The organism is Leclercia pneumoniae, assembly GCF_017348915.1.
Classification (GTDB): Bacteria; Pseudomonadota; Gammaproteobacteria; order Enterobacterales; family Enterobacteriaceae; genus Enterobacter; species Enterobacter pneumoniae.
In genome coordinates this window covers 2032837-2050455 of sequence record NZ_CP071383.1, presented here as the reverse complement: position 1 = coordinate 2050455, position 17619 = coordinate 2032837, and the positions used below count along the sequence as shown (strand labels likewise).

At 48.7% G+C, this 17619-nt stretch carries 17 protein-coding genes and 3 pseudogenes; 10 read left to right on the top strand and 10 right to left on the bottom strand.

The annotated features are described in order from the left end of the window. Positions 1-17: 17 nt before the first annotated feature. Together JZ655_RS09900 and JZ655_RS09895 are read right to left on the bottom strand one after the other, a co-directional pair. Positions 18-293: a metal/formaldehyde-sensitive transcriptional repressor gene (locus JZ655_RS09900; RefSeq protein WP_040075518.1), complete on the bottom strand. Its 276-nt coding sequence runs from the start codon at positions 291-293 to the stop codon at positions 18-20. A 465-nt stretch (positions 294-758) separates the two neighbouring features. After that, positions 759-1310 carry a GNAT family N-acetyltransferase gene (locus tag JZ655_RS09895; RefSeq protein WP_207293700.1) on the bottom strand — a complete coding sequence of 184 codons (552 nt, stop codon included), beginning with the start codon at positions 1308-1310 and terminating at the stop codon, positions 759-761. A 235-nt stretch (positions 1311-1545) separates the two neighbouring features. Here JZ655_RS09895 and JZ655_RS09890 point away from each other — a divergent pair, with 235 nt between their 5' ends. The 4 genes from JZ655_RS09890 to JZ655_RS09875 all read left to right on the top strand — a co-directional run bounded on the left by JZ655_RS09890 (position 1546) and on the right by JZ655_RS09875 (position 4692). Beyond that, positions 1546-2523 (top strand): DUF1852 domain-containing protein, encoded by a 978-nt coding sequence (locus tag JZ655_RS09890; protein ID WP_207293699.1) that lies wholly within the window; start codon positions 1546-1548, stop codon positions 2521-2523. Positions 2524-2550: 27 nt separating this feature from the next. Continuing rightward, positions 2551-3582 (top strand): methionine synthase, encoded by a 1032-nt coding sequence (locus JZ655_RS09885; RefSeq protein WP_207293698.1) that lies wholly within the window; start codon positions 2551-2553, stop codon positions 3580-3582. A gap of 121 nt (positions 3583-3703) precedes the next feature. Beyond that, positions 3704-4051, top strand: a complete 348-nt coding sequence (yajD, locus tag JZ655_RS09880) for an HNH nuclease YajD (protein ID WP_040075514.1) — start codon at positions 3704-3706, stop codon at positions 4049-4051. A 17-nt stretch (positions 4052-4068) separates the two neighbouring features. After that, positions 4069-4692, top strand: coding sequence for a glutathione S-transferase family protein (locus JZ655_RS09875; RefSeq protein WP_207293697.1), 624 nt, complete (start codon positions 4069-4071; stop codon positions 4690-4692). A 210-nt stretch (positions 4693-4902) separates the two neighbouring features. On the opposite strand, the gene JZ655_RS21705 is transcribed toward JZ655_RS09875, so the two are convergent. Continuing rightward, a complete protein-coding gene (locus JZ655_RS21705; protein WP_483423526.1) occupies positions 4903-5295 on the bottom strand; it encodes a hypothetical protein in 393 nt (130 codons plus the stop codon). A gap of 544 nt (positions 5296-5839) precedes the next feature. Here JZ655_RS21705 and JZ655_RS09870 point away from each other — a divergent pair. Continuing rightward, positions 5840-6742 (top strand): DUF4238 domain-containing protein, encoded by a 903-nt coding sequence (locus JZ655_RS09870; RefSeq protein ID WP_207293696.1) that lies wholly within the window; start codon positions 5840-5842, stop codon positions 6740-6742. Between the two features lie 90 nt (positions 6743-6832). On the opposite strand, the pseudogene JZ655_RS09865 reads toward JZ655_RS09870, so the two are convergent. The 3 genes and pseudogenes from JZ655_RS09865 to JZ655_RS09855 all read right to left on the bottom strand — a co-directional run bounded on the left by JZ655_RS09865 (position 6833) and on the right by JZ655_RS09855 (position 8968). After that, positions 6833-7404, bottom strand: a pseudogene (locus tag JZ655_RS09865) (tyrosine-type recombinase/integrase). 205 nt (positions 7405-7609) lie between these two features. Then, positions 7610-8314: a DUF4145 domain-containing protein gene (locus JZ655_RS09860; RefSeq protein WP_207293695.1), complete on the bottom strand. Its 705-nt coding sequence runs from the start codon at positions 8312-8314 to the stop codon at positions 7610-7612. A 261-nt stretch (positions 8315-8575) separates the two neighbouring features. After that, positions 8576-8968 carry a hypothetical protein gene (locus JZ655_RS09855; protein ID WP_046885328.1) on the bottom strand — a complete coding sequence of 131 codons (393 nt, stop codon included), beginning with the start codon at positions 8966-8968 and terminating at the stop codon, positions 8576-8578. Positions 8969-9407: 439 nt separating this feature from the next. Between JZ655_RS09855 and JZ655_RS21360 the strand changes: the two genes are divergently transcribed. Continuing rightward, the gene (locus tag JZ655_RS21360; protein ID WP_040075497.1) at positions 9408-9833 is read left to right on the top strand and encodes a helix-turn-helix domain-containing protein; all 426 of its coding nucleotides are present in this window, start codon (positions 9408-9410) and stop codon (positions 9831-9833) included. A gap of 62 nt (positions 9834-9895) precedes the next feature. After that, a complete protein-coding gene (locus tag JZ655_RS09845; protein WP_207293693.1) occupies positions 9896-10438 on the top strand; it encodes a DUF3916 domain-containing protein in 543 nt (180 codons plus the stop codon). Between the two features lie 102 nt (positions 10439-10540). On the opposite strand, the gene JZ655_RS09840 is transcribed toward JZ655_RS09845, so the two are convergent. Continuing rightward, complete coding sequence (locus JZ655_RS09840) at positions 10541-10726, bottom strand: con-10 family general stress protein (RefSeq protein WP_040075496.1); 186 nt, start codon at positions 10724-10726, stop codon at positions 10541-10543. A 502-nt stretch (positions 10727-11228) separates the two neighbouring features. Between JZ655_RS09840 and JZ655_RS09835 the strand changes: the two genes are divergently transcribed. After that, positions 11229-12422 carry a zinc-dependent alcohol dehydrogenase gene (locus JZ655_RS09835; protein ID WP_040075495.1) on the top strand — a complete coding sequence of 398 codons (1194 nt, stop codon included), beginning with the start codon at positions 11229-11231 and terminating at the stop codon, positions 12420-12422. A gap of 110 nt (positions 12423-12532) precedes the next feature. Here the strand turns inward: JZ655_RS09835 and umuC are convergent. Next, positions 12533-13369 (bottom strand): annotated as a pseudogene (umuC, locus tag JZ655_RS09830) (translesion error-prone DNA polymerase V subunit UmuC); the annotation flags it as partial. A gap of 275 nt (positions 13370-13644) precedes the next feature. Here umuC and JZ655_RS09825 point away from each other — a divergent pair. Continuing rightward, positions 13645-14342, top strand: a protein-coding gene (locus JZ655_RS09825) for an IS1-like element IS1A family transposase (protein WP_242637262.1) whose coding sequence is annotated in 2 segments (ribosomal slippage) — positions 13645-13894 and positions 13894-14342 — 699 coding nt in all. Because the reading frame shifts where the segments join, the coding sequence is not laid out codon by codon here. A 98-nt stretch (positions 14343-14440) separates the two neighbouring features. On the opposite strand, the gene JZ655_RS09820 is transcribed toward JZ655_RS09825, so the two are convergent. Continuing rightward, positions 14441-15588, bottom strand: a protein-coding gene (locus JZ655_RS09820; RefSeq protein ID WP_160435769.1) for an IS3 family transposase whose coding sequence is annotated in 2 segments (ribosomal slippage) — positions 14441-15351 and positions 15351-15588 — 1149 coding nt in all. Because the reading frame shifts where the segments join, the coding sequence is not laid out codon by codon here. 62 nt (positions 15589-15650) lie between these two features. Here JZ655_RS09820 and JZ655_RS09815 point away from each other — a divergent pair. After that, a pseudogene (locus JZ655_RS09815) lies at positions 15651-16208 on the top strand (DNA methyltransferase); the annotation flags it as partial. A 92-nt stretch (positions 16209-16300) separates the two neighbouring features. Here JZ655_RS09815 and rspA read toward each other — a convergent pair. After that, complete coding sequence (gene rspA / locus JZ655_RS09810) at positions 16301-17515, bottom strand: starvation-sensing protein RspA (protein ID WP_040075792.1); 1215 nt, start codon at positions 17513-17515, stop codon at positions 16301-16303. Between the last annotated feature and the right edge of the window lie 104 nt (positions 17516-17619).

Here is a 17619-nt window from a genome sequence, read left to right as displayed (position 1 = left end):
TTAGTGATGTCTGATTTTTATTTTAGATAAGAGCGCAGCAAATGGCCGACTTCTGCCATCCGTACTGCCCGCTGGTCGGGGGTGGTTTCACCCGTGACCAGCTCATCTTTGAGGTGAATTTCGACCATTTCGCCCATCAGCCCGTTCGCAGCACCGCGCACCGCGGCAATCTGTTGCAGGATGGACAGGCAGGGCTCCCCGGATTCCAGCGCACGCTCAAGGGCATCAACCTGCCCACGAATGCGGCGAACGCGGGTAAGGACACGTTTTTTATCTTCGGGTGAATGCGGCATACGCCCTCCATATACTGTAGGGGGGTATACTATATAGGTTATGAACGGCTGTAAACCGTAACTTTTTACCGGTTTTAATGTGGGAGAGATGATTTATGAGGGGGAAGCTGGCGTTCCAGAGAGGCCTCTCGTGAGGCCTCCATTTACGGCACTTGTTTTGGCCACCGCCGGCGGCGGAGTTTTGGCACACATGAATGCGTGGTGAGTCGGGTTCCACAGATGGAGCACACTGCACCATGAGGTTGGTTATGTAACGAGCCGCCAAAAGAGGTGAAATAGAATCTCTTGCTCGTGCAAACCGGACATTCAAACTTGATGTTGGGGATAGGCCCCTCCAGTCAGGCGTATTGAACCTCTACCTTAACGTAAATTTCAGGCGTTGAGGGATATATCGTCTGATAGCGCGGCCATTATCATAAATATTATGAATATTTAGCGAAGTAATGGGACTTTCTTATTACCGCTTTATCCATATAGACGCCTGGCATTCCACTCATCGCGGGTAATCTCCCATATTTCAGAGTCCAGAAGTCCGCTGACATATTGTTTCTTTTCGGTTTTAATCAGCCGCATACCGCTTCGAATTGATATTTGCCTTGAGCGGCTATTACCTACGGCTTTTGGTGCGCGTAATACTGGCTTATTCAAGGTATTAAACCAGTAATCCGTTGCGGCCTCGCTGGCTTCACGCATATATCCCTGCCCTTGCCATTCCGGGACCAGCCAAAAGCCCCGGTTATTATCCTCCACAGCATATAAACAGATCAGACCGATAAGCGTATCGGGATCTTCACGGCGGCGGATTGACCAGAACCAGGCAATACCTTTTGCCACGTCAGGGAGGGCAACCTGATTCACATAATACTCCGCGCCATTATCGGGGTAAGGCCAGGGCACCGTTGAGACCAGATACTGCACAATTTCCCAACGGGGAAAAGCGTGCTGAATTTGCCGGGCATCATCCTCGACCAGCGGTTTTAATAGCAAGCGCTCTGTGGTTAACGCGGGTATCTGCATGCGTGTTCTCCTTGATGCTAAACATTGTCCGGATGAGACCACCCTACACCTCTCCCGAACATGAAGAGAACTCATGTTGTCGTGAAATTTAGTCGCTTTCACTCCTCCCAAGGCTCTGGCATAAAATATCCCTATTAACCAATTAATAACAAGAAGATCGCATTGAGCTAACTTGCGCACAGTCAAGGCTCTTCTCAATGTCCTTTTCTTATGACGTCCAGGATACCGAATTGCGATGAATACTGATTTCACCTTCACGATTAAAAGCAGCCGTTTCGATGAGAACTATAACCCCTCTGAGAATACGCGTATTACCACTAACTTTGCCAATCTCGCCAGAGGGGATAATCGTCAGGAGAATCTGCGCAATACGCTGGTGATGATGAATAATCGTTTTAATACCCTGGCGCACTGGGATAATCCAAAAGGCGATCGCTATTCCATCGAACTGGATATTATTTCCGTTGAGATGAATCTGGGGCCAAACGGCGAAAGCTTCCCGGCAATCGAAGTTTTGAGAACCTGGATCCTCGACCATAAAACGCATGAACGCACAGAGGGCATTGTGGGGAATAACTTCTCCTCGTATGTCCGCGATTATGACTTCAGCGTCGTGCTGCTGGATTACAACAAAGACAAGCCCGGCTTCAGCATTCCGGACAATTTTGGCGATCTGCACGGCAATATTTTTAAGCACTTTATCCATTCAGACGCGTATAAAGCGCACTTCAAAAAAGCGCCGGTGATCTGCCTGAGTGTATCGAGTAAAGATATTTATCACCGTACGGGAAATGAACATCCGGTTCTGGGTCATGAATATGCGCAGAATGGCGTGTCACTCACTGAACAATACTTCAATAAAATGGGGCTGCAGGTTCGCTATTTCATGCCCAAAAATAGCGTCGCGCCGTTAGCCTTCTATTTTACCGGTGATTTACTGCGTGATTACACCAATCCGGAATTGATCGGCACCATCAGTACGATGGAGACCTTTCAGAAAATCTACCGCCCCGAAATTTACAATGCTAACTCCGCGGCAGGCCAGCTCTATCAACCCAGCCTGACTCATCAGGATCACTCATTAACGAAAATTGTTTATGACCGGGAAGAGCGGAGCCAGCTGGCTATTGAGCAAGGCAAATTTACTGAAGAGCACTTTATCAAACCCTATAAGCATGTTCTTGAGCAGTGGTCTGCGCATTACGCTCTTTAATTAACCGAAAGTACAAGGCGATTTATTATGACAATCTTGCTACCCACTTCAACGGCTGGCAGCTTACCGAAACCTTCCTGGCTGGCGGAGCCCGAGAAACTGTGGTCCCCCTGGAAATTGCAAAATGAAGAGTTAATCGAGGGGAAAAAAGATGCGTTGAGCCTGGCCCTGTTTGATCAACTCCGTGCCGGGATTGATATCGTCAGCGATGGTGAGCAGACGCGTCAGCACTTTGTCACGACCTTTATTGAACACCTGAGCGGCGTAGATTTTGAAAAACGCGAAGTCGTGAAAATTCGTAACCGCTATGACGCAAGCGTTCCTACCGTGGTAGGGGCTGTTGCGCGCCAAAAACCGGTTTTCGTGGAAGATGCCCGTTTTTTACGTCAGTTAACCCATAAGCCCATTAAGTGGGCCCTGCCCGGCCCGATGACCATGATCGATACGCTTTACGATGCCCATTATAAAAGCCGCGAAAAGCTGGCCTGGGAATTTGCGAAGATCCTGAATCAGGAAGCGAAAGAGTTAGAAGCGGCTGGCGTCGATATTATCCAGTTCGATGAACCTGCTTTTAATGTTTTCTTTGACGAAGTGAATGACTGGGGTATCGCGGCATTAGAAAGGGCCGTTGAAGGGCTGAAATGCGAAACTGCAGTGCATATTTGCTACGGCTATGGCATTAAAGCCAACACCGACTGGAAACAGACGCTGGGTTCCGAGTGGAGACAATACGAAGAGGCCTTCCCTAAACTGCAAACCTCCAGCATCGATATTATCTCCCTGGAATGCCATAACTCGCGCGTACCAATGGATCTGCTCGAACTGATCCGCGGTAAAAAAGTGATGGTCGGGGCAATCGACGTCGCTACCAATACGGTCGAAACGCCGGAAGAGGTGGCGGATACGTTGCGAAAAGCGCTGCAGTTTGTTGATGCCGATAAACTTTATCCCTCGACCAACTGCGGGATGACTCCCCTCTCCCGCCGGGTTGCCAACGGCAAACTCACTGCCCTAAGCGCAGGTGCCGACATCGTGCGCGCTGAGCTCGCCGGAAGATAATTAGCCACCATCGTGGGCAAAGGTGAATTAAAAGCGGTTTTCTCTGCCGCACAGCATTCTCCTTCTGCCCCCTTTTCGGTTATCGTGGTCAGCAAATTTATTACCACAGGTAACATCTGCCATGGCGCTGATCCCAAAAAACTACACGCAGCTGGAAAGCGGCTACCGCGAAAAAGCCTTAAAAATTTATCCCTGGGTATGTGGACGCTGCTCGCGCGAGTTTGTCTACTCCAACCTGCGCGAATTAACCGTCCACCATATCGACCACGACCATACCAATAACCCGCCCGATGGCAGCAACTGGGAGTTGCTGTGCCTGTTTTGCCATGATCATGAACACTCGAAATACACCGAGGCGGACCAGTACGGCTCCACGGTAGTAGCGGGCGAAGATGCGCAAAAAGATATCGGGGCGGCAACATACAATCCCTTTGCCGATTTAAAAGCGATGATTGGCAAGAAAAAATAGTCGAGGAGGCTCGCAGCATGCTCAGAATTTTGGGAAAAAAATCATCCATCAATGTGCGTAAGGTGCTCTGGACCTGTGAAGAGGCGGGCATCGACTATCTTCAGGAAGATTACGGCAGTGGTTTTGCCTCAACCCAAACGCCTGAGTTCAAAGCCCTTAACCCCAATGCCATGGTGCCGGTCATTGTTGATGAGGGGTTCGTGCTGTGGGAGTCCAATTCGATTTGCCGCTATCTGGCGCGCAAAGCCTGCCGCGATGACCTGCTCCCCCTTGAAGCGCAGGCGGCAGCGAATGTTGAGCACTGGATGGACTGGCAGGCGTCAGAGTTTAACAACGCCTGGCGCTATGCCTTTCCGGCGCTTGCCCGTAAAAACCCCGCCTTTAACGATCAAAACGCGATTGCCAACGGCATTACCGAATGGAATCACTGTATTGATATCGTTGAACAACAACTTCAGCGTACCGGCGCCTGGGTCGCGGGTGACACCTTTACCCTCGCGGATATTGTGCTCGGGTTATCGGTAAATCGCTGGAAAATGACGCCCTTCCCCCATCCTGATGTTCCCGCTATCTACGTATGGTTTGAAAAACTGAATCAACGTCCGGCCTTTTTGCGGCATGGTAACAATGGCATGGTGTAAATCCGACCGCTATGGCGATGAGGTCGTGGTTTAGCTGTGTAGTAGATCGGTGTTGAGCGGGGAATGGGTGTTTCTCATAAGATAAGCTGAATCCCTTTTGAGAAAGCCCCGCCCCCCTCGACAGTCACCAAATTCCCTTGCTCGCGCTATCCCGTATTAACCATTTTGCCCGGGGCATATGACGACGAATACGGTACCGTGGTTTGTAACTCAGAGAGTATTTCTTCCAGAATTGTTAATTTTCAAAGGATAATAACTCACTGAGTTGTTCCTCATGAGTCCAAAGGGGCAATGTTTAAACTGGCACGGCAATTCACGATCGCATACCTGACCCACTTCCCGGCGGTTACCCGGACATTCATTCTTCATCCGAAAACCCAGCCAACGTATTGATGAATAAGGCATTGCATGTGCAATCCATACGCGTTTCCGTCGATTATCAATCAGGATCCCTTTCTCAGTCATCGTGACGACTTCCCCGGTACTTACGTAATAATCCCCTTTGAACCACAGGATATAATTCAGACCATAGGGTGTCTCTACCTTTCCAAAAATCGTACCCGTATCCGGGCTGGCAACAATCTCAACTATCTTCCACTCCATAAAACCCCTTTCATTGCTGTTCTGATACTCTCTTGTGCCTGTCATAAGGCTTCTATGAGCCTCTGAGTAATTTCGCGATGAAAAATAAGAGTAGATTTAAAAGCCGTGAACTTCAAATAACCTTACAAAGAAAATATGAATATTTACAATTGCGATTTGCGTTATGTAAGCATCCCTCGCGGGATGGGGGTTCTGTGGAGAGGCGTTCGGTAAGGGGGTTGCAGTACGTTATGGGGCTGCACGTAGAGGTATTTTGAACCCTGGCAGTAGTTACTCTATTTTGGCTGAGCCAGAAAGGGGCTCTCTCTCGAAGGGAGGTAAATGGTCCGTAATGAGCGAGGAGCGGACGGTAGAGAAAAGATTATCATCAGAGTGAATACTGGGTAAGGTAATCCCTCGAACAATTCAGCTTAGGGCAGAGAGTATTGTTATAAACAATGAAGTTGCTCAGTGAGCTTTATCACACTAATTTCTTTGTTTTGTTTGTCGTTAGCATTTAGAATACCCGAGTAAGCCATTTGTTTTAAATAAAAATGGGGTGATAATGAAATATGAAAAAAGTCTTAAAACTGAAAGGCACCATTGGTGGCCACAAACAATTTCTAAACACTGGGGGAACTCACGAGGTTTTATTAATAGAGTGAATACAAATGGGGAAATTACCGAAGTAAAACCGAAATCCTTAGCTGTAATAAAAAATGGTCATATAATTAAACTCAGCGATAATCCAGAAAAAAGGTCGAGTTTTGATCAAAATTTCGAATGTTTTTTTGATAAAGCAGATAGTAATACAAACGCAATAATAAAGTTATTGTCAGAAATTCGATTTAACCAATTTCAATGTGATAGTGAAAGCTCTATCAGTTCTAATATCTGTTCGTCAGAAGAGCATGAATTACTCATAGAAATAATTGTTTCTCTTGCAGTAAGAAGCCCAATGTATAGGGATAGGTGTATAGCTATTGCTGAAAAACTTAGGGGGGAGATACCGGCGCTAGAGAAGGATAGATTGATCGCTATCAACATGAGAGATGCTCTTAAAAATATTACAAACCATATAAAAAACGAAGCGACAATTTATCTACTTATAAGTAAAGAAAAAGAGTTTATCTTTGGTGATGGATTTTATCATGACATTCCAGCAGTTACTATACCAAGTAGATCACCAACATTAGTATGCCCACTTACACCTCACATATGTGTCATTATTGATGCAAAACAAAGAAAAAAAGATAACTCGTTAATTTCATTAGCAATAAATGAGGAAGAAGTGACCATCTGTAACGACATCGTTCAGATATATTCAAAAAATGAAATATTTTATAGGGAGGATAAGCCAATATTATTGGAGCACTTTAAAGATAATATAAGAAAAGAATATTACCCTTATGACAACCCACTATTAAAGTTACTTGAACAAATCAAGGAGCAAAGTCATACAAGTTAATGAAATAGAGGCGTTTGTAAGCTGCATAAAATACAACTGGTCGGCAATGGCAGCTCCTGGCACAGGGCTGCGGTTGCAGCCCTGACAACTTTAGACTTCAATCGATTCAGAGATCTCTAACGCACCTCTACTTCAATGCCCTGATAACGGACCGTGCTTTCCAGTTTCTTATGGCCCAACAGAAGTTGGATCACCCGAAGATTCTTGGTTTTCTTGTAGATCAGGTAAGGTTTTGTTCTTCTCATGGAATGTGTGCTGTAAAGCGAATCTTCGAGACCAAGCTTTTCTACCCATCCATGAAAGATTCGGTTGTACTGTCGGGTTGATATGTGCTGGTTAGTTCCGACCCGAGACTGGAACTAGAAGTCTTTACTGTACAAATTGCCAAGCTTTATTAATGCAGCAACAGCTTCTCTTGTCCCTTTAGTTATCTCAAATTGCACAGGGCTGCCGGTTTTCTGTTGCAACACCGTTGCTCTGCTTGAAACCGAGCTACCATATGCCACATCAGATATTTTGAGTTTGACCAGATCACAGCCTCGAAGCTTACTGTCCAGGGCCATATTGAACAGAGCTAAATCGCGCGTTTTACCTTCTAGTTCAAGCCGGACTCGGATCCCCCAGATATGAGATATCTGAAGTGGTCTTTTTTGGCCGATGATACGTTATTTGTTCCACGGTGACGTGTTCATACTCAAATCTCCTGCAATGAGGGAGATTTGAGTATGGTTGTCCCTTTTGAGCGAAAAGCTGACAGGAGGTAGTTTCTTGTTTAAATGATCAGATAAGGCATTACAAAAAGCATATACTAATAGAGGTACCCAGAACCAAGGTATAATCTCTTAGCTCTATTTAAACTTACGTGCATTATTCTTGCTTTTTGGGAGGCCTTGGATGTTTCTCAGGTAATTTTTGTGCAATCTTAAATATACCCTCATCTTTTAGTATTGTTCGCATTACAAAATTTTCTATAATTACCAAAAGTGATTTAAATTCAGCTTCGTTTGGAGCCCATGCCCTGTGTGCGGCTGAGTTGCAAGCTTCGGTTACAATTTTAAGTTGGCTCCTTTCTGTTTCCCCAATAAAACCTTCCTCTTTAAGAATGTCAACCTTCTGGCCTAATGTATGTCCTGGGTGAATGTTTAGAACTTCAACTGTTCTGTCAAAAATAGTTCTAAGCCCAATTGCCGCTAAAATGAGTGATTTATTTTGAAATGCAATGTACATTTCATTCATTATTACATACAGCTGATAATCTTTGCTTAACAACTCGCCAAACCAAATGGGTCTAATTTCTTCTTGCTCTTGCGTAGGATATGTTGATATATGATAGTTATATACCATACAATCATAGCCTGACTCGTCTCTTTCAAAGTCGTAATCTTCACTGTGACGGGATTTAATATATGTAAATATTCCGTCGCACCCCATGCACTCTAATAATTTGCATTCACTTTCAGCCCAAAAATAGTTGCCCCCATCATCCTTACTCCATTCTCTTTTTTTATAGCCTATTGTTTGGCGATTTTTTTCACCTTTACAGTATGGACAAGGAGCTTTGATTTTTTCCATGGTAATTATTCTGCCATTTAAATTAACATTGATGAATATGCTAATGATTTATTAATTATAAATTAACTGTTCACTTTACTATAATAATTTTTATATGAGTAGTGATAAGCCTCTCATTTTCTTTGTCGTAGATTGATTTGCTCTGCATTGATTAATACCGAATGGGGAGTAACTTCCGCTGCTGGCACAAAGCGGACGAACATACGGAGCTGCAGGTCCGCTATGTGCGAAAAATCTACCTCATTGCTGTTTTGAAGGCTCTTATTTAGCACTCCCTAAATCGTGATCGCTTTCTGTACCTTTAAGCATAAGCGTGGTTTCTTCAATCCGCAGGAAGCGACCGGACTCGTCTGTCTCTGCGAACATATAGACTTCCATGACAACTTCTGAACCGTCGCGCTTAGTGCACAGTACGCGGTGCCTGGTGGCGTAAAGATTTCTTTCACGAAGCTCGTCAAGTACATCGATCCGTGCAAAAGCGCAGATTTCCCGAAGCTTACGTGCATGTTGAGCAAACCCTTCACGATCTTCCCAGCAGCCATTTGTACGCTGCCGATAGCTGGGGCTAAAGTACCGATCAATGACCTTTTCAAGGGGCAGCTTCTGCTGGTTAATTAGTTCATCCAGAACCTTATCAATAGTAATGGTTTCCATGTGTGCTCCTCACTAAATGTTGCGAGCATTTTACAGTCGAATTACTGGCCTTGATGCGTTATAAAAGACATTCAATACCCTTAAAGCGCCAAATATGCCTGTTCCCCTGATTCCATTATCTCTGGCTTCCTCTCATGAAGGACCGGATCTCTTCGCCGCGATAAGCCAGTCAGGTGTGGTAAGGGAAACACCCCGTCATCACCATGCTCGTGGACAGTTACTGGGAGCCGAACATGGACTGCTAACAGTTGATGCCGGTAATTGTCTCTGGGTAGTGCCAGCAACGCATGCAGTCTGGACACCTCCAGCTTTACCGCACGGTTTATATTCGCATGGCCCCTACTCAGGCTGGAGTGTCTATGTCGCCGCTTCTGCCTGCAAAGAGTTACCTGAGAAACCCTGTATTTTCTCTTTTACAGGCCTGCTGCGCGAAGCCGTAATGCGGGCGGCGAGCTGGAAAGGAAATGCTTTTACTGCATCGCAGGCACGGTTGGCCGGTGTCATTCTTGACGAGATCCAATCGCTTCCGCTGACTCATCTCGGTCTGCCAATGCCCAAGGATGTCCGACTCCGCAAGATTGCACGCGCTCTTTCAGAACGGCCAGACGATAACCGCAGTCTTGAAGAGTGGGCAGCCTGGGCCGGGACATCGCCACGGACGATCACGCGGCGATTCAGCGCTGAAACTGGCTTTAATTTCACTGAATGGCGACAACGCGTGCGCTTGCTCAGGGCTCTCGAGCTTTTGGCTGCGGGCCAGCCTGTAACGGCAATCGCGCTGGATCTGGGCTATGACAATGTGAGCGCTTTTATTGCCCTATTTCGCCGTGTATTTGGCGTGACGCCTGGACGGTATAAATGTTAAGGCAATATCTTGTATAGAAGGCAGAACGTGAATCGTTGAGGTAGATAATAGGTACATTATTCATGAGTAGACGACTTAATAGAGATTATAGAACCAAAGTCAGAAATATACCTCGACGCATAAAAGCGCTTAATCGTTGGGCTGGTACTTTTCATAACCTTGAACGTAGCGTCTTTCCAGAAGAACAGCATTACTGGAATTTCAAAATCCCAGTGGGTATCAATCTCGTTGAGGGGAAATACAGCACGTTTAAAACTAAAGCAGCTTGTGCACAAGCTTTAATTAATGCTTGTTCAAACCTTATAACTGCTACTGCCAGTATAAATTATAGGCCTCGAATTACCGCTGTAGTATGTCTGCCGGATATGTTTACAAGCGAGGTCTGTCTTTATCGCTCCGAAGAATATTATCAAGGCTTTATAACTGAAGATCGTTCTGAGAATGGTGCTTCCGCTTTGATCAAAGATCGTAGCCTTGCAGCCGAATGGGGACTCGTTTTGCCAGATAACGTACAGGAAATAGGCATCTCACTCGCTTATTATGGAAGTGAAGATCGGGATGAGTGGTTCACGGGAGAACGCTGGTACTATGGTCAAGTGACTTAAAGAGTTTCATTCATTTGATTAAAAGTTTCTGCCTGCACAAATTAAAACTGCGAGCCGAAAGACTCGCAGTTTTTTATCTGATATCACTATCAGTTCAGGGAATTATGACTTACCAGAGCTACGGCCACCGCTGTGGCTGTTCTGCCCCCCTTTTTTCCCTGCTTCCGACGCACGCTGCGGATCGTTCTTGAAACTCCCGCCGCTGTGCTGACCGCCTTTACGTCCGGCCTCAGATGCCTTTTCACGGTCTTCAGCGAAATTACCGGAACCACCACGATGTTCTGCCATATCTTAAACCTCTTTCGTTTCGTTTATGTCAGTAGATACAAATAAACCTGCTTATTTGTATCGCTCGTCGTTCGATAGTTAAATTTAGCCCCTATCTATCTACAGTCAACTCTATATTTCGCTAAGGCGCACCAGACTTTTCTTATTATATCTCGCATTACCGCATCGCTTTAATAAAATGCCGCCACGGAGGTTCGCTCGTTGCCAGAATATTAGGATTACTCTTATGGCTGGAATGCTTAAATTAAAAGGGAGGCGGTAATATCCCCAAACTCAATCTGCGCTTCGCTTAATACTTCCATATTACCGCTGCGTTAATAACGGATTATTTAAGCTGCAGAAAGCCATTGAATACAAAGAGGTTAATCTCTCCCGTCAGGTTTTTTAGGTGAATGCGTCACTTTTGCTCTAGGCTTTATATTTAATAAGATTCATTCTGCCAGCATCCCTGAATGAATATTCCTCCTGAACTCGCTATCGAATATTCACTGGAGAATCATTAATGAAAGCACTTACCTACCATGGTCCTCATCATGTCAGCGTCGACAATCAGCCCGATCCTGGGCTGCAGGCAGCTGATGACATTATCCTTCGCGTGACGGCGACGGCCATCTGCGGTTCAGACCTTCACTTGTATCGCGGAAAAATTCCCGGCACCCACCATGGCGATATCTTTGGCCATGAATTTATGGGTGAAGTCGTTGAAACCGGGTCACAGGTCACTGCGGTGCGAAAAGGCGATCGGGTGGTGGTGCCGTTTGTTATCGCCTGCGGCGATTGCTTCTTCTGCCATCTGCATCAATACGCGGCATGTGAAAGTACCAACAGCGGCAGGGGCGCAATACTAAACCGTAAGGGCATTACCCCGCCCGCCGCGCTGTTTGGTTATAGCGATATGTATGGTGGCATCCCCGGTGGTCAGGCGGAATATGTCCGGGTGCCGAAGGCTAATACCGGGCCATTTAAAGTCCCTGACACCCTGTCCGATGAAAAAGTGCTTTTCCTTTCAGATATTCTGCCTACCGCCTGGCAAGCGGTTAAGAATGCCGAAGTCACGCAGGGTTCAAGCGTGGCGATCTATGGTGCCGGGCCTGTCGGGCTCTTAAGCGCAGCCTGTGCCCGCCTCAGTGGCGCAGAGCAGATTTTCATCATCGATCATAACGACTACCGGCTCGAATTTGCGAAACAGCGTTATGGTGCCATTCCTGTCAATTTCGATAAAAACGACGATCCGGCCCAGTGGATTATTGAGAACACCGCGGGCCATCGTGGCGTCGATGCCGTAATTGACGCCGTTGGTTTTGAAGCGAAAGGCAGCCTCACCGAGACGGTGCTCAGTAACCTGAAAATTGAAGGCAGCAGCGGGAAAGCGATAAGACAGTGTATCGCCGCGGTTCGCCGGGGCGGGATCGTCAGCGTGCCGGGCGTATACGCCGGTTTCATTCATGCGTTTATGTTTGGCGATGCGTTCGATAAAGGGCTGACCTTCAAAATGGGGCAGACGCATGTACATGCCTATTTACCGGACTTATTAAATCTGATTGAGCAAGGCTTGCTGACGCCAGAAGAGATTGTTACCCATCATCTTCCTCTGGAAGAGGCGGCACGCGGGTATGAGATCTTTGAAAAGAAAGAGGAGATGTGTCGCAAAATCATCCTGGTGCCAGGCATGGCAACCGGAAAGGCGACAGTCTGAGTCCTGTCGGCCCTGTCATGGATAAGCCCTACGCCAGTACCGGGCGTAGGGCTTTGAGTATCGTCTTCTCACGTCCGCCTGTGCGGCGAGCCTGGATGGCACTCATCGATTTAACGACAGTGCAGCAAATCCCCTATTCGGGTGGTATACCGCGGTGAGAGCATCTCCCGCTTCATCTGCCACTGCTGCTGAATCCCCTGCCCGGCAAAATAGAGCGTGCCGCGCCCTTTCTCATTCATCTTATCCATTATCGTCATTAGCGCTTCGCTGTTATGCCGGGGCGGCGCTTCATCAAAGAGATTCAGTTGCGCCACACCAACGCTGAAAAAATCGCCCAGCATCACCCCCGCTTTTTGATAGCGATGCCCTTCTCGCCAGATTTTATCCAGACAGCGGGTCGCCGCGTTGATGATGTCACGGCTGTCCTGGGTGGGCGTCAGCAATTTTACCGAGGCGCTGTTCCCGTAATAGGGCTCGTTCAGGGCAAAGGGCGAAGTTTTCACAAAGGCGGAGATAAACTGGCAGTACTGATGCTCTTTACGCAGCTTTTCCGCCGCGCGAAAGGCATAGCTGCATATCGCCTGGCGCATTGACTCATAGTCGCTCACCCACTCACCAAAGGAGCGCGAGCAGACGATCTCCTGCTTGTCGGGAACAAATTCTTCAAACCCCAGACACGATTCCCCGCGCAGCTCCCGCACGGTACGCTCCAGCACCACGCTGAAATGTTTGCGGATCACCCCGATGTGGGTATCGGCCAGATCCAGCGCCGTGCGGATCCCCATCGCCTCCAGCCGTTTGCCGATGCGTCGCCCCACGCCCCAGACCTCCTCGACTGGCAGCGCGGCCATCAGCCTGCGCTGACGATCAATATTCGACAGGTCCAGCACGCCGCCCGTCTGGGTCTGCCATTTTTTTGCCGCATGATTCGCCAGCTTTGCTGTGTAACACTGCTGTTCTACACTCAATCAAAAATCCAGTTACATCAGTACATCTGTCATATGCTGCCAGCATTAGAGGAGAGGTATATATGTTTCGGTTACGTCGCGGTAGCGGTGATTTTCTCTTTCATGTGACAGATTCTCAAGGGTTGCCACATTTATCGTTGACGGTTTATGCGTGCCGAGCCGACAGGTACCATTCACCAGCCACAGTTAAGGCTTATCTGGTGATGCTGCCAACTTACTGATTTAGTGTATGATGGTGTTTTTGAGGTGCTCCAGTGGCTTCTGTTTCTATCAGCTGTCCCTCCTGTTCAGCTACTGACGGGGTGGTGCGTAACGGCAAAAGCACCGCCGGACATCAGCGCTATCTCTGCTCTCACTGCCGTAAAACATGGCAACTGCAGTTCACTTACACCGCTTCTCAACCCGGTACGCACCAGAAAATCATTGATATGGCCATGAATGGCGTTGGATGCCGGGCAACCGCCCGCATTATGGGCGTTGGCCTCAACACGATTTTACGTCACTTAAAAAACTCAGGCCGCAGTCGGTAACCTCGCGCATACAGCCGGGCAGTGACGTCATCGTCTGCGCGGAAATGGACGAACAGTGGGGCTATGTCGGGGCTAAATCGCTCCAGCGCTGGCTGTTTTACGCGTATGACAGGCTCCGGAAGACGGTTGTTGCGCACGTATTCGGTGAACGCACTATGGCGACGCTGGGGCGTCTTATGAGCCTGCTGTCACCCTTTGACGTGGTGATATGGATGACGGATGGCTGGCCGCTGTATGAATCCCGCCTGAAGGGAAAGCTGCACGTAATCAGCAAGCGATATACGCAGCGAATTGAGCGGCATAACCTGAATCTGAGGCAGCACCTGGCACGGCTGGGACGGAAGTCGCTGTCGTTCTCAAAATCGGTGGAGCTGCATGACAAAGTCATCGGGCATTATCTGAACATAAAACACTATCAATAAGTTGGAGTCATTACCGGCTTATCTCAGGCATCTTCTGGCATTTTTTTCCTGGGCTGGACAGGATGAAACAGTGAAGCGACTGAATCGCCACAGATAATCTAGACACTTCCGAGCCGCTGATAATATTGTTTTTCGTATTCAGTTGGTGGCATATGATCACTCGAACCATGCCGACGCTTACTGTTATAAAACATTTCGATGTAATCAAAAATATCACCGCGAGCTTCTTCTCGCGTTCCGTAGATCTTTTTCTTTATCCGTTCACGTTTCAGTAGCTGGAAAAAACTTTCTGCGACTGCGTTGTCATGACAGTTACCGCGACGGCTCATACTGCCCTCCAGCCCGTGTGATTTCAGGAACGACTGCCACTCATAGCTTGTGTACTGACTGCCTTGATCAGAATGAACCAGCACCTGCTTTTGAGGATTACGTCGCCACACGGCCATCAGAAGTGCATTCAGGACAATATCCTTTGTCATCCGGGGCTGCATTGACCAGCCAATAACTTTGCGCGAGAACAGGTCAACAACCACAGCCAGATACAGCCAGCCTTCGTGAGTCCGGATGTAGGTGATGTCCGTTACCCAACGCTCATCCGGTGCTTCCGGGTTGAACTGCCGCTGGAGCCTGTTGGGCGTCACGATGCTGGTTTCACCCTTACGTGCCCGTGGGCTACGGTACCCGACCTGAGCCCTTATCCCGGCACGCTTCATCAGTCGCCAGACACGGTTAACTCCGCACTGTTGTCCGGTATCCCGCAGGTCGAGGTGGATCTTGCGATAACCATAAACGCAACCCGACTCCAGCCAGAACTGCTTTATCAGCCCCGTCAGCCTCAGGTCAGCATGATGCCGCCGTGAATCCGGCTGCTGAAGCCAGGCGTAAAAACCACTCGGATGCACATCCAGCACCCGACAAAGCAGTCGGACAGGCCAGCAATAGGTGTTGTCACGGATAAAGGCGTACCTCAGTCGGACAGCTTTGCGAAGTACGCCGCGGCTTTTTTTAATATGTCCCGTTCGTCGGTAACCCGCTTCAGCTCTTTCTGGAGGCGTCGGATCTCAGCCTGAGCGTCTGACTGGACTTTATTGGTTGAGGAATCCGGGCCATATGCCTTTATCCAGGCATAAAGACTGTGGGTGGTGATACCGAGACGTGTTGCCACGCTGGAAACAGAATGGCCGCGATCAACAACCTGTTTTACCGCTTCAATTTTAAACTCTTCGGGATAACGCTTACCGCTCATGGGCACCTCTCTTTAAGTCATCTTAAATGACTCTGAGGTGTCTGTTAAACCCGTGGCGATTCACACATCAGCGTGACGGTACCGACCCGGTTGGAGACTACGAACAGGCGCCAGAGGGACGCTGGCCGGCAAATATCATTCACGACGGAAGCGATGAGGTGATCTCCTGCTTCCCCGCCAATGCTAGGGCAGCGGCACCTGTAACAGGAAATGAACCGTCAGCAGCGTCAACGGGCCACGTGCTTGGATTGGGAAATCGTGTTGCCACCGTCCACCACGGCGACAAGGGAAGCGCGGCGCGTTTCTTTTACTGCGCCAAGGTCAAACCGAAAGAGCGTGATGAAGGCCTCGAGAGATTTATAGCCACGTCAGCCAGCGACATGACCGGCGGCCGCAAAGAGGGAAGCGTTGGAATTAACGACCCGCGCGCCGGTGCCGGACGCACCAAAGGTGCGAAGAACAATCACCCAACCGTTAAGCCGATCGCCCTGATGAGCTATCTCTGCAAGCTGATTACTCCGCCTGGCGGTACCGTGCTGGATCCGTGGATGGGGAGTGGTAGCACTGGCCGGGCGGCCATCGAGGAAGGTTTCAACTTCATCGGCATCGACCTGAACCCGCACCTCCCCGGCCGCGGGCTCTGCCCGCGGTCGCTCTTCAATAACCAGCTTTTCAGGGGTCTGGATGACGATACTTTTCATCTTCTGCTCCTTTACCAGTTCCACAGGGTGCCATCTTCCAGACGGGCAACCGGCAGATAGGCGGGATCGTAGGGATATTTTGCGGCCAGTTTTTCATCAAACTCGATGCCGAGTCCGGGCTTGTCGCCTGGGTGCATGTAGCCGTTGTCGAAACGCCAGCTATGCGGGAAGACTTCCAGCATCTGTTCGGAATAGCCCATATACTCCTGCACGCCAAAGTTCGGCACCCACAGGTCGAAATGGAGAGCCGCCGCGTGGCAGATCGGCGACAGATCAGACGGCCCGTGCGAGCCGGTACGTACCTGGTAGAGCGAGGCGAAATCGGCGATACGACGCATGCCGGTGATCCCCCCCGCGTGGGTAATGGTGGTGCGGATATAGTCGATCAGCTGTTCTTCAATCAGTTGTTTGCAGTCCCAGATGCTATTAAAGACTTCGCCTACCGCAATCGGGGTTACGGTATGCTGACGAATCAAACGGAAGCACGCCTGGTTCTCTGCCGGCGTAGGATCTTCCATCCAGAACATGCGGAACGCCTCGATGCTCTTACCGAAACGCGCAGCTTCAATTGGCGTCAGACGGTGGTGCATGTCGTGCAGCAAATGCTCGTTAAAACCAAATTTATTCCGCACAGCATCGAACAGCTTCGGTGTGAAATCGAGATATTTTTCGGTTGACCAGAGCTGCTCTTCCGGCCAGTTGCCTTTGGTGGCAGGCTCGTAGGCCAGCCCTTTGCCCTTCGACATGCCGTAGGTGGTTTTCATACCCGGCACACCGCACTGCACACGAATCGCCTTAAAGCCCATCTCTTTGTGGCGGGCGTAATCTTCCAGCACATCATCAATGCTATGGCCGGTGGTGTGGCAGTAAACCATCACCCCTTCACGGGAGGCGCCGCCCAACAGCTGATAGAGCGGCATGTTTGCCGCTTTAGCCTTAATGTCCCACAGCGCCATATCCACGGCCGAAAGAGCAGACATAGTCACCGGGCCGCGACGCCAGTAAGCGCCTTTATAGAAGAACTGCCAGATATCCTCGATGCGATGCGCATCGCGGCCAATCAGCTGCGGACAGAGGTGATCTTTCAGGTAGGAGGCGACAGAAAGCTCGCGACCATTCAGGGTGGCATCGCCAAGCCCGACGATACCGTCGTCAGTGGTAATTTTCAGCGTGACAAAATTACGGCCTGGGCAGGTAACAAATACTTCAGCCCCAACAATCTTCATGTTCCGGTTCCTTACATCTTGCGTTGTGATGCAGGAAATTTATGCAATAAGCCTACTACCATACAAGTATTGCGATCAAAAAATCCTCACCGGATCACAAAAAG

Coding starts and splice junctions, on each gene's coding strand:
- JZ655_RS21705 (WP_483423526.1), bottom strand. CDS start 5,295: ATGGAGTGGAAGATAGTTGAGATTGTTGCCAGCCCGGATACGGGTACG.
- JZ655_RS09835 (WP_040075495.1), top strand. CDS start 11,229: ATGAAAGCACTTACCTACCATGGTCCTCATCATGTCAGCGTCGACAAT.
- JZ655_RS09870 (WP_207293696.1), top strand. CDS start 5,840: ATGAAATATGAAAAAAGTCTTAAAACTGAAAGGCACCATTGGTGGCCA.
- JZ655_RS09845 (WP_207293693.1), top strand. CDS start 9,896: ATGAGTAGACGACTTAATAGAGATTATAGAACCAAAGTCAGAAATATA.
- JZ655_RS09855 (WP_046885328.1), bottom strand. CDS start 8,968: ATGGAAACCATTACTATTGATAAGGTTCTGGATGAACTAATTAACCAG.
- yajD (WP_040075514.1), top strand. CDS start 3,704: ATGGCGCTGATCCCAAAAAACTACACGCAGCTGGAAAGCGGCTACCGC.
- JZ655_RS09840 (WP_040075496.1), bottom strand. CDS start 10,726: ATGGCAGAACATCGTGGTGGTTCCGGTAATTTCGCTGAAGACCGTGAA.
- JZ655_RS09875 (WP_207293697.1), top strand. CDS start 4,069: ATGCTCAGAATTTTGGGAAAAAAATCATCCATCAATGTGCGTAAGGTG.
- JZ655_RS09890 (WP_207293699.1), top strand. CDS start 1,546: ATGAATACTGATTTCACCTTCACGATTAAAAGCAGCCGTTTCGATGAG.
- JZ655_RS09885 (WP_207293698.1), top strand. CDS start 2,551: ATGACAATCTTGCTACCCACTTCAACGGCTGGCAGCTTACCGAAACCT.
- JZ655_RS09900 (WP_040075518.1), bottom strand. CDS start 293: ATGCCGCATTCACCCGAAGATAAAAAACGTGTCCTTACCCGCGTTCGC.
- JZ655_RS09895 (WP_207293700.1), bottom strand. CDS start 1,310: ATGCAGATACCCGCGTTAACCACAGAGCGCTTGCTATTAAAACCGCTG.
- JZ655_RS09860 (WP_207293695.1), bottom strand. CDS start 8,314: ATGGAAAAAATCAAAGCTCCTTGTCCATACTGTAAAGGTGAAAAAAAT.
- rspA (WP_040075792.1), bottom strand. CDS start 17,515: ATGAAGATTGTTGGGGCTGAAGTATTTGTTACCTGCCCAGGCCGTAAT.
- JZ655_RS21360 (WP_040075497.1), top strand. CDS start 9,408: ATGCGGGCGGCGAGCTGGAAAGGAAATGCTTTTACTGCATCGCAGGCA.